Source organism: Xenorhabdus kozodoii (assembly GCF_002632875.1).
GTDB classification, from domain to species: Bacteria; Pseudomonadota; Gammaproteobacteria; order Enterobacterales; family Enterobacteriaceae; genus Xenorhabdus; species Xenorhabdus kozodoii.
Genome location: NZ_NJCX01000024.1, coordinates 43531 through 55694, shown reverse-complemented (window position 1 = coordinate 55694; position 12164 = coordinate 43531). Strand labels below are relative to the sequence as shown.

Sequence of the window (12164 nt, the reverse complement as noted above, 5' to 3'; positions counted from 1 at the left end):
TCCGAATACAGCCAATAGAGAACACCATAAATTAAATAAATAAATAAAAAAAGGGTATTTCAATTTACATCTACAAGGATCATTTTGTTAATGACGCAATCTGCTTGCGCGATCACTAATAATATTGACTTACATCAATAAAAAAGATCGTGTGACAGAATATTGTAGTCATACCTTACTTACACGATATATCCCAGAAATACCCTAAATATATTATCAGGAAAGTCATGGTGAACAATTAATGTGAACTTCCTGATATTCAAGCATCAAAAATTAACAGATTGCTTGCAATATTATTGGTAGTTTAAAGTAAAGTTTGCGATAGCAGTGAAGTTACCTGCTGTTACAGAACCTTTCTTATCTTCTCCTGTCAGACCTTTCAGGTGCGCTGCGAAATTCAGATCGTTGTTGCCGTCATGCAGAGACATTGCGTCTGACGCTTCGCCCAAAGGAATGACTTTATTGCCATGGTTGGTGATTGCGATTGCTGCACCCTGTGCTGTACCTTCAATAGCCAGTAAACCTTTCTCAGTAGCTTCTGGGCCATTAAAAGTCGTTTGCACGCTACCTTTAGTTTCAAAAGTACAACCTTCTAATTCAATTTTGAAAGACTTGGACGCTGAACGGCCACCATCTTTCAGGGCAACGCTGGAAATAGCACCCATATCCACTTCAACATTGGTGTTTTTGATTGAGCAAGGTGCATCAATGATAGAACCGGTGAATTTAACGGTGCCGCTACCTTGGTTAGCTACTTTTGCAGTACCAGTATTAGCACCAGTATCACCGGCATCGTCAGCACTTGCAGAACCCGCAGCTAAAGCCAAACCAAAACCCAAAACCATCGCCAATTTGTTAAGTTTCATAATTAACTTATTCCTTTAATCATAAAATCGATATTAATAACCAAAAGGGAGCCGAAGCACAGAAATTAATTTCTGACACTTGGGCTAATGATTATTTAGTTTTTTGACGAAAATCATAATCTGTCAAAATAAACTAAACCGGCAATATGATTCTACACAATAAACCTTAAGTCAAATTTCAGCCGATAAAACTGACCATGTGCCTTAACATCATATTAAATATGAGTTTTTAGCCAAAAGTACAGATAACGAGTAGTATATTTTACTAATAATTTTTTAATTTTGGATTATTCCACTAAGTTATATCGAGCAATGTTTAGTAGTTCAGGATCTTAATTGGTGTCACTTTATTTCTCCACTTTTTACTTTTGCAAACAAGGTGCATTTTATTATCCCGAAATAACCATAACATTCAGTTTTTATTGTCATGATTATCGACAAAGTCAATATAAAACCAGAATATTTATCCAAACCACATGATTATCAAGCTAATTATAAACAAAAAACACCCCTTAAAATAATCGTTCAAAATGTGTTAAGTTTATTGCGTTTACTCGCTTTCTAATCAAATAAAAAAATTAATCACAGTTAAATAAATAACTAAACCCGGCCCATAATAATCGATATAAATTGGTACACGATTGATAAATAAAAAGCCCTTTCCAATAATGGAAAGGGCTTATGATTTTTTAATCAAATGCCAAAATTATTTATACTTGTTTAATTGTCACCCAGCAAAATGGATTCAAGCGCAATTTCGATCATGTCATTAAAGGTATTTTGGCGCTCTTCAGCCGTGGTTTGTTCACCCGTACGGATATGGTCAGAAACCGTGCAAATCGCCAAGGCTTTTGCACCAAATTCAGCGGCAACACCGTAAATACCTGCCGCTTCCATTTCTACACCCAAAACACCGTATTTTTCCATGACGTCGAACATCTGCGGGTCTGGTGTATAAAACAGATCCGCAGAAAAGATATTACCGACGCGCACATTGACATTCTTCGCCTTCGCCGCATCAACCGCATGACGAACCAGGTCAAAGTCAGCAATAGCCGCAAAGTCGTGATCTTTAAAGCGCAGACGGTTTACTTTGGAATCCGTACATGCCCCCATGCCAATGACAACATCACGAATTTTAACGTCTTTGTTGACCGCACCACAGGAGCCGATACGGATGATTTTTTTAACACCAAATTCAGTAATCAGTTCTTTGGCATAGATAGAGCAAGACGGGATACCCATTCCATGGCCCATAACAGAGATACGGCGGCCTTTGTAAGTACCGGTAAAACCCAGCATGCCGCGAACATTGTTAACCTGACGAGCATCTTCCAAGAAAGTTTCCGCGATATATTTTGCACGCAGTGGGTCACCGGGCATCAAAACAACATCAGCAAAATCGCCCATCTCAGCATTAATATGTGGGGTGGCCATAATTTATTTCCTTGTTTTTATTACGTATCAAAATAGATGAAAACGGGAGACCCTCAGGTCTCCACAACAGATTAAAACATCGCTTTACCGTAATCCATTGGGGTCAGATCGAAGTATTTTGCGACGGTCTGCCCCATGTCGGCGAACGTTTCACGATGTCCTAATGAGCCGGGTTTGACTTTAGGTCCATAAACCAGCACCGGTACATGTTCACGGGTGTGATCTGTACCCGGCCAGGTTGGGTCACAACCGTGGTCAGCGGTCAAAATCAGAATGTCGTCTTCTTTAACCCGTTTCAGCATCTCTGGTAAACGGCGGTCAAATAACTCCAGTGCGGCCGCATAACCAGCAACATCACGGCGGTGACCGTAAGACGAGTCAAAATCAACAAAGTTGGTAAATACGATGGTGTTGTCTCCTGCCTGCTCCATTTCAATCAATGAAGCATCAAACAGGGCATCAATTCCTGTCGCCTTGATCTTTTTGGTGATCCCGACATTCGCATAGATATCGGCAATTTTGCCAATGGAAACCACTTCACCCTGTTTTTCATCAACGAGTTTTTTCAAAACAGTGGGTGCCGGTGGCTCAACGGCCAAATCATGGCGGTTGCCAGTACGCTGGAAACTTCCAGCTTTATCCCCTACAAATGGACGGGCAATAACGCGGCCAATGTTATATTCGCCAATATTCAACTCTTCACGGGCGATTTCACACAGTTCATACAGGCGATCTAAGCCAAATGTCTCTTCATGGCAAGCGATCTGGAACACAGAATCCGCAGAGGTATAGAAAATCGGCTTACCCGTTTTCATGTGCTCTTCACCCAATTTGTCCAGAATAACCGTACCGGAAGAGTGACAGTTCCCCAGATAACCCGGCAGATTTGCCCGTTCGACGAGTTTATCCAGCAATGCCTGCGGGAAGCTGTTTTCTTCGTCATGGAAATAACCCCAGTCAAACAGAACCGGAACACCGGCAATTTCCCAGTGACCTGATGGTGTGTCTTTACCAGAAGAAAGTTCACTCGCATAACCGTAAGCGCCAATAATTTCAGCCTCTTTATCCAAACCGATCGGGAAAGTTCCACAAGACTCTTCCGCTGCTTTACCCAATCCCAGCCGACTCAGGTTTGGCAAGTGTAGTGACCCTTTACGGCCGACATCAGCCTCACCACGGGCACATCGTTCTGCTATATGCCCCAAAGTGTTAGATCCCGTATCACCAAACTTTTCAGCATCGGCTGTTGCACCAATACCAAAGGAATCCAATACCATGATGAATGTACGTTTCATAATTTTCTCCTGCGTCAATTCACGCTATCAATGCGGAAACTGCCAGCTAATAAAATCAATTTCAATGCTTGTAGGGTTTACCCATTAATATAACGATAAATCATAGGCGTAGCGGCTTGTTTTTCGTTGTGCTTAGAAGCAGCGGTTTCTTTAAAAACAAAAGCCTTATGTATTGCCTCTGCGGCTTCATGCCAGGCTTGTTCACTACTGGCATGGATCGTTGCCAAAGGCGTATCTGTATGCACTTTGGTGCCCAGCGCAATGATATCACTTAGCCCCACACGGTAATTAATAGGATCAGTCGCCTTACGGCGCCCGCCGCCCAATGTGACAACCGCCAGTCCCAAGGCGCGGGTATCCATTTCTGCAACGATGCAATCCCTTTCAGCTAACCCCTGTCCGGCGAATACGGGTTTGATGAATTCCGCTGTTGGCAGGTAGCGAGAGTAATTTTCGACAAAATCAGTCGGCCCTTTTTGTGCTGCCACCATACGACCAAATGTTTCCGCCGCCCTGCCGCTGTCCAGGGCTGCCTGTAACTGACGATAGGCATCGTCACGATCGATAGCCAAATTCCCCGAAACCAGCATTTCAGCAGACAGCGCCATGGTGACTTCAAATAACCGAGGATTACGGTATTCCCCCGTCAAGAATTGGACGGCTTCACGCACTTCCAGCGCATTACCCGCACTGGATGCTAGTACTTGATTCATATCCGTCAAGAGTGCGGTGGTCTTGCACCCTGCACCATTGGCGACTTCAACAATCGCTTCGGCTAGCCGTTCCGATTGTTCGTAGGTCGGCATAAATGCCCCCGATCCCACTTTCACATCCATAACCAACGCATCCAATCCTTCGGCTAATTTTTTACCCAGGATAGAGGCGGTAATTAAAGGGATGGAATCCACGGTCGCCGTGATATCGCGTGTCGCATAAAAGCGTTTATCCGCAGGTGCCAGTGAATTTGTCTGTCCGATAATGGCAACGCCCACATTGCGAATAATGTCGCGGAAACGGTGCTCATCGGGAAAAATGTCAAAATCAGGAATGGATTCTAATTTATCCAGCGTTCCTCCGGTATGCCCCAGGCCACGTCCCGATATCATTGGCACATAGCCTCCGCAGGCCGCCACCATTGGACCAAGCATCAGGGAAGTGACATCGCCTACACCGCCTGTCGAGTGTTTATCGACAATCGGGCCGGGTAAATTCAATTTCTTCCAATCTAAAACCGTACCAGAATCACGCATCGCCAATGTGAGTGCGACACGCTCTTCCATTGTCATATCATGGAAGTAGATGGTCATTGCCAGTGCAGCAATCTGCCCTTCAGAAACCGTATTATCACGGACGCCATTAATAAAGAAGCGTATCTCTTCTTCACTCAATGAGTGACCATCACGTTTTTTGCGGATAATTTCCTGTGCCAGAAACAAAGCTACCTCCCAATCATGATTACCTGAAAAGAATGGCAGTCATGCACGCTATCTTAGCGTGCATATCATCAGTCATTATTGATCTCAATAACCACTACTCTGTTTTTGGCTCTGGTGTCCAAGCGTGGTCAGCAAATTCCCCAACAAACTGGAAGCACCAAAACGGAAATGACGGGGATCAACCCATTTGTCGCCCAGAATACGCTCTGCCAGCACCAAATATTGTGCCGCTTCTTCGGTAGTGCGCACGCCACCCGCCGGTTTAAAACCAACGCGATCACTGACGCCCATATCACGGATCACATTGAGCATAATTTCGGCACTTTCCAGTGTCGCATTGACAGGAACTTTACCGGTTGAGGTTTTGATGAAATCAGCCCCCGCTTTAATGGAAATTTCAGATGCCTTGCGGATCAGCGTCGCTGCTTTCAACTCACCCGTTTCAATGATGACTTTCAGCCAGACGCCGGATCCCGCGCAAGCTGTTTGACAGGCTTTGACCAGGTCAAAACCAATCTGTTCATTACCAGCCATCAAAGCGCGATAAGGGAAAACCACGTCCACTTCATCAGCACCATAGGCTATCGCTGCACGAGTTTCAGCCACCGCAATGTCGATATCATCATTGCCATGCGGGAAATTAGTCACGGTGGCAATGCGAATATCCGGGGTTCCCTGCTCACGTAATACCTTACGTGCCACAGGAATGAAGCGTGGATAGATACAAATAGCGGCCGTATGTCCGGCGGGGCTGTTTGCTTGACGACAAAGTGCGGTGACTTTCTCATCAGTATCATCATCATTAAGTGTCGTTAAATCCATCAAACTTAGCGCCTGCTTAGCGGCGGCGGTTAAATCGGTCATAAAACTCTCCAACAGTGTGATTATCATGACTGAATCAGACAACAGATTTAAAACAAATGCAGGTGAGAAATCTCTCACCTGCATTCAATGTGATAGCTATTTCCTGCGTTTTACAGCGAGAGGAAGAATCCAGCGATGGTTGCACTCATCAAGTTAGAGAGTGAACCTGCCAATACCGCTTTCAAACCGAAACGGGCAATATCACCGCGACGGCTTGGTGCCATACCCCCTAAGCCACCCAGAAGGATCGCAACCGAAGACAGGTTGGCGAATCCACACAGGGCAAACGAGATGATGGCTTTAGTATGGCCGGAAAGCACTTGCAGACCCGCAGCCTGGACGACATCATCCGCTTTCATATATTCACTAAAGTTCATGAATGCCACGAATTCATTGACAACTAATTTCTGCCCAATGAAAGAACCCGCGATGGTTGCTTCATTCCACGGAATACCGATCAGGTAGGCGATTGGGGCAAAAACCCAACCTAAAACCAGTTCCATAGATAATTGAGGATAATCAAACCAGCCACCGATACCGCCTAAGATACCGTTTAACAGCGCAATCAATGCGGTGAATGCCAACAACATGGCACCCACATTCAGGGCCAACTGCATACCGGATGCCGCACCCGATGCCGCGGCATCAATCACATTGGCAGGACGATCTTCTGCGGCAATCAACGACATCGCATCAGCCGTATCCTGCGTTTTTTCAGTTTCCGGTACGAGCAATTTCGCAAACAGCAAACCACCAGGGGCGGCCATAAATGAAGCCGCAATCAGGTATTCCAATGGAACACCCATAGAGGCATAGCCTGCCAGTACAGAGCCAGCCACTGAAGCCAAGCCACCACACATCACGGCGAACAACTCAGACTGGGTCATCGACGAGATATAAGGGCGCACAACCAGAGGGGCTTCGGTTTGACCGACGAAAATGTTCGCCGTCGCAGACAGAGATTCAGTCCGTGAGGTTCCCAATAGTTTCTGCAATCCGCCACCCAAGATTTTGATGACGAGCTGCATGATCCCCATGTAATACAACACGGCAATCAGCGATGAGAAGAAAACAATTACTGGCAGGACGCGCAAGGCAAAGATAAAACCGCTACCACCGAACAATTCAAACATTTTGTCGGAAACCAAGCCGCCAAAAATAAAATCAGTTCCTTTTTGTCCATACCCTATTACGTTGGAAACACCTCTTGACATTCCTCCCAGAATGTCTTTACCGGCGGGTACATAAAGTACAAATGCTCCAACAGCAACCTGAAGCAGAAAGGCGCCCAGGACAGTACGGATTTTAATGGCTCGATAATTACTGGAGAAAAGTACTGCGATCAAAACCAGCACTACCATCCCGATCAGGCTCATAAGGAGTTGCATTGGAAGAATCCCTGTTCACTAAATAAAATAATAAGAAAATATGTCAGTTATTCCATAAGTTCCTACTGACATTGTGTGTGGGGCGATTATACCTAGGACCAAAAAGGAACAAGCAACTAACATCACAAATTAGTGCTACAAAAAGTAATATAAAAATTAAAAATGAGACATACGTCACATAAAACCATCTAGTTTCAGTGGGATTAGATAATTTAACGGAGAATAAGGTAAAAAACAGAATAAATAGGCAAGGAATATCAGTTAAGCATTATTAATATTTACTCTACTCCTCTCTTTCAAATCGCTGCTTTTTTGTTAGTACGTGCCTGAGAATCCGTTTTTCTGTCATTAGCTTGCAACTCGGTACAGGTCAATCCAATGCAAATAATGCCACACTGTTTTGGTAAATTTGGTTCGCAATTTCATCTGACGGCTCTCGACGCAATTCACACAATACAGAAAAAACTTGGGCAACGTTTTCTGGTCTATTTGGTTGTCCCTGAAACCCCGATAACGGCATATCAGGCGCATCCGTTTCCAATACCAAAGAAGACAGGGGCAATTGTGAAATCGTGTTACGCGTCTTCTGCGCCCTGTCGTAAGTAATTGTCCCCCCGACGCCGATGTAAAAGCCAAGGCGAATAAAGGCTTGGGCCTGAGACAAGCTTCCCGCAAAACCATGAATAACGCCTGTTCGTGGTAACTTATGCTTTCTCAAGATGGCCGCCAATGGATCATGGCTTTTTCTGGAATGGAGGATCGCGGGGAGATCATGCTGTTTAGCGAGTTTTAGCTGCGCCTCCAACAGACTTTTCTGCTTTTCAAACTGCGGTTCTGGCATATAAAGGTCAAGGCCAATTTCGCCTACCGCGACACATTTGGTATTTTTTTCTTGTAGTTTTTGTCCCAATTCATGCAAATGAACCGCTTGATGTTCAGCAACATAGAGTGGATGTAAACCAAATGCGGCATAAATTGGAGAATAAGCCCCAGCCAATACAGAAACCCTCTGGAAGTTCATTTGACCTATTGTGGGGACAATCATTTTTTCCACCCCCATTTGCCTGGCCTGTTGCAGGCTTGCTATTTCGTCACCGGCAAAAGGGGGGAAATCAAAATGGCAATGGGTGTCAATAAACATCTAATTATCCAGCTTATCCAGCATCAACGTTTCGGTCATTTGCGTATGTTCCATCACATCAGGTATTGGGGATTCCACTATTGAACAATTGTTCAGGAAATGATTTCTCCGAAAACAGTCGCGACTGAAGCCATCGGGGCTTAATCCCGTACGGCATGCTCCATAACTCCTACGCTCTGCATAACCAAATTTTCCTTCCACGAAAGTGTGTCCAATCGTTGCCAGAAAATATCGCCCGCAGCGCCGCCCCAAATGATAATCCTGATTTAGTGCACTGAGCCGACTGCCTAATGCCATTGTCGCCAATGGGGCGGGCGGATAGATTTCGAAGACTTGCACATCATCCGGTGGATTTTCGATAAATTCTTGTGTCCGGCGATAACTCCGGGCATGGAGGTTGATCATCTTGACCATTTTTTGCAAGCTACTGGCTTCTAACCAGCGCTCCATACGCTTGAACCACTGAGGTGTATAGTAAAGCTGTGACGGCACGGTTCGAATCACAACGATCGTATTCGCCCCTCGGCGATAGGCTTCCTGCACGGGGATCGCATCACAAATGCCACCATCTTGATAAACCACATCATCAAGGGTAACGCCGTTACGATAAAATCCTGGAATGGCGCTTGAGGCTTTGATGATATCCATCCAGTTTTTGTCATCCGGGTGCAGGTAATTCGGTGCAAAATTATCCGCGCGGCAAGCGCACATGTAGAATTCTCGCCCGGCATCAAACTGACGCATGGCGGCGGAAATATTGAGTGGCAACTGCTTAGATATCGTCGCAATGTACCAATCTAAATCGATCAAATGCCCTCCACGCACAAAGCGTAATGGATTAAAAAAAGCAGGATCAGTTGTATAACGGTGGATGACCTTGCGTGCATATCCCCTTTGGCCACAAATATAGGCAGAAAGATTTTGCGCTCCCGCTGATGTCCCAAGGTACAGTTCAAACGGATTAAAGCCAAGGCGAAGAAATTCATCCAACACACCCGCAGTAAAAATACCTCGCTGACCCCCACCTTCACAAACAAGGGCAATTTTCCCAGGTTTGATTTGTGATTTATAAGCTAAGGGTTCGATATTACCCAATGTTATTGGAACATGTTTCCCCACTCTTCTCTCCCTCTGAAAATGAATGGCAGTACCAAGCCACACGGATCGTATATCTATCAGTATATCGTTGCCCAAACAACTTACTTGTCACATTTTTATAAGAAATGAAAAATAAAGCATTAATGGTTAAGTCGATATGAGAGTAGCAATTTATTGGCATACTGCCAGTGAATAACATTCCTGTAAGATGATCGCTTAATTTAACAAGATATTATTCGAGGAAAAGAAACAGAAAGAGTGGCTATTATCCACCACTCTATTCACGATGCCTGTTATTTTTCAATCTGTGATTGTTTTTTCACATCAAGATCATTTCTTAATCTCTATCGTGCTTTTTACTGATTTGACACCTTTTATTCCATGGACAATCTTAGCTAATTTCGCCGCTTGATGTTTGTTTTTAACAAAACCAGAAAGATAGACAACCCCTTTTTCCGTTTTCACTGAGATGTCACGGCTATTTATACTCTTATGTTCCAGCAATTTCGCTTTTACTTTTGTTGTAATGGCACTATCGTCTAAATAAGCATCTGCTTTTTGCAAGGTGTCATCAATTTTTTTCCCTGCAATATCGACCGATTTATCGATTTTTTGTTCTGTACTCTCCAATGCTTTTCCTGCAGAAAGATCGGCTGCCAGGGCACTACTACTCGCCAATACTGAACCCAGAACAACAGCCAGTAGTGAATGTGCAAACTTGATATTTTTCATCCTACCACCTTTTAATTAGCTTGAACTGTAACCAAGACAGTATGTCAATTAGGCAGTAGTGTTCAAATCAGATTTACAAAAAATAACGTACATTTTCACTAAACCAGAGAATTATTCTTTTATTGCAGGAAAAGTTAGAATATATATGCAGGATAAGTAATAAGGGCCAACAGGATAGCTGGCCCCAAAAGGATATTAATGCTCCCGTGTCTTACGGAAAGACACATCAGGATAGCGTTCACTGGTCAAATTTAAATTAACCATTGTTGGTGCGATGTAAGTTAAGTTATCGCCACCATCGAAAGCCAAGTTTTGTTCATTTTTGCGCTTGAACTCTTCCAATTTCTTCGCATCGCTGCACTCGACCCAGCGAGCCGTGGAAACGTTAACCGGTTCATACAGCGCTTCAACGTTGTATTCACTCTTCAAGCGAGCGACAACCACGTCAAACTGAAGCACACCGACCGCCCCAACGATCAGATCGTTATTGGACAACGGACGGAATACCTGTACGGCTCCCTCTTCTGACAATTGCACCAGACCTTTCAGCAATTGCTTCTGCTTCAACGGATCACGCAGACGAATACGACGGAATAATTCAGGTGCAAAATTAGGAATGCCGGTAAACTTCAACTCTTCACCCTGGGTGAACGTGTCGCCAATCTGGATAGTGCCATGATTGTGCAAACCGATAATGTCCCCTGGATAAGCGTGCTCAACATGAGAACGATCCCCTGCCATAAAGGTAAGTGCATCCGAAATGACAACATCTTTCTTAATGCGAACCTGGCGCAGTTTCATGCCCTTTTCATATTTACCGGAAACAACGCGCAAAAATGCCACGCGGTCACGATGTTTCGGATCCATATTAGCCTGAATTTTGAAAACAAAACCGGTGAATTTCTCTTCATTGGCAGGCACTGCACGCGCATCAGCCTGACGAGGCATTGGGGTTGGCGCCCATTTAACCAGGCCATCGAGCATATGATCAACACCAAAATTACCCAGTGCAGTACCGAAAAAGACGGGGGTTAATTCCCCCTCTAAAAAGGCTTCCTGATCAAATTCATGGGATGCACCTTTAACAAGTTCCAGCTCTTCACGCAGTTGGTTCGCCAGCTCTTCCCCCACTGCCGCATCAAGTTCAGGGTTGTCCAATCCCTTGATAGCACGAACTTCCTGAATGGTATGCCCTTGACCTGATTGATACAGGTAAGTTTCATCAAGATAGAGGTGATAGACGCCTTTAAAGGATTTACCGCAGCCGATTGGCCATGTAATTGGGCTACAGGCAATGTTCAGTTCATTTTCGACTTCATCCATCAGCTCCATCGGATCACGAATATCACGGTCGAGCTTGTTCATGAATGTCAGGATCGGTGTGTCACGCAGGCGAGTTACTTCCATCAGCTTACGAGTGCGATCCTCAACCCCTTTCGCGGCATCAATGACCATCAAGCAACAGTCAACGGCGGTTAAAGTGCGGTAAGTATCTTCCGAGAAATCTTCGTGCCCTGGGGTATCCAGTAAGTTGACTAGACAGTCAGCATAAGGAAACTGCATGACGGAAGTGGTAATGGAAATACCACGTTGCTTTTCCATCTCCATCCAGTCAGATTTGGCGTGTTGGTTGGAGCCTCGGCCTTTTACCGTCCCGGCTTTCTGGATCGCCTGTCCGAACAATAATACTTTTTCGGTAATCGTTGTTTTACCCGCATCCGGGTGAGAAATGATAGCAAAAGTGCGTCGTTTCGCGACTTCCTGCTGAAATGAGGAACTTGACATCAATTGGGATCTTCTGGTTGTACGGGTTGATATCATCTGGAAAGCGCCTTCTGATGGCGCTCCACTTTCAAATCCGTCGAGTTAATCGTGGTTGGCGCTTATTTTGGCTGAACTTGGCGTTA

General features: G+C 44.8%; 10 protein-coding genes. All 10 read right to left on the bottom strand.

Annotated elements, in window-relative coordinates; all coding sequences use genetic code 11:
* Window positions 1-293: 293 nt before the first annotated feature.
* Window positions 294-866: a fimbrial protein gene (locus tag Xkoz_RS15465; protein ID WP_099142957.1), complete on the bottom strand. Its 573-nt coding sequence runs from the start codon at window positions 864-866 to the stop codon at window positions 294-296.
* Between the two features lie 720 nt (window positions 867-1586).
* Window positions 1587-2303: a purine-nucleoside phosphorylase gene (gene deoD / locus Xkoz_RS15460; protein WP_099142956.1), complete on the bottom strand. Its 717-nt coding sequence runs from the start codon at window positions 2301-2303 to the stop codon at window positions 1587-1589.
* A 71-nt stretch (window positions 2304-2374) separates the two neighbouring features.
* Complete coding sequence (gene deoB / locus Xkoz_RS15455) at window positions 2375-3598, bottom strand: phosphopentomutase (RefSeq protein WP_099142955.1); 1224 nt, start codon at window positions 3596-3598, stop codon at window positions 2375-2377.
* 77 nt (window positions 3599-3675) lie between these two features.
* Entirely contained in the window at window positions 3676-5034 is a 1359-nt protein-coding gene (gene deoA / locus Xkoz_RS15450) for a thymidine phosphorylase (protein WP_099142954.1), read from the bottom strand.
* Between the two features lie 84 nt (window positions 5035-5118).
* On the bottom strand, window positions 5119-5898 hold the full coding sequence (gene deoC / locus Xkoz_RS15445; protein ID WP_099142973.1) for a deoxyribose-phosphate aldolase: 780 nt from the start codon (window positions 5896-5898) through the stop codon (window positions 5119-5121).
* Window positions 5899-6008: 110 nt separating this feature from the next.
* On the bottom strand, window positions 6009-7274 hold the full coding sequence (locus Xkoz_RS15440; protein ID WP_208615277.1) for a NupC/NupG family nucleoside CNT transporter: 1266 nt from the start codon (window positions 7272-7274) through the stop codon (window positions 6009-6011).
* 382 nt (window positions 7275-7656) lie between these two features.
* A complete protein-coding gene (locus tag Xkoz_RS15435; protein ID WP_099142952.1) occupies window positions 7657-8427 on the bottom strand; it encodes a TatD family hydrolase in 771 nt (256 codons plus the stop codon).
* Window positions 8428-9546: a patatin-like phospholipase family protein gene (locus tag Xkoz_RS15430; RefSeq protein WP_099142951.1), complete on the bottom strand. Its 1119-nt coding sequence runs from the start codon at window positions 9544-9546 to the stop codon at window positions 8428-8430.
* Window positions 9547-9855: 309 nt separating this feature from the next.
* Complete coding sequence (locus tag Xkoz_RS15425; protein ID WP_099142950.1) at window positions 9856-10257, bottom strand: BON domain-containing protein; 402 nt, start codon at window positions 10255-10257, stop codon at window positions 9856-9858.
* 195 nt (window positions 10258-10452) lie between these two features.
* On the bottom strand, window positions 10453-12042 hold the full coding sequence (gene prfC, locus Xkoz_RS15420) for a peptide chain release factor 3 (protein WP_099142972.1): 1590 nt from the start codon (window positions 12040-12042) through the stop codon (window positions 10453-10455).
* Between the last annotated feature and the right edge of the window lie 122 nt (window positions 12043-12164).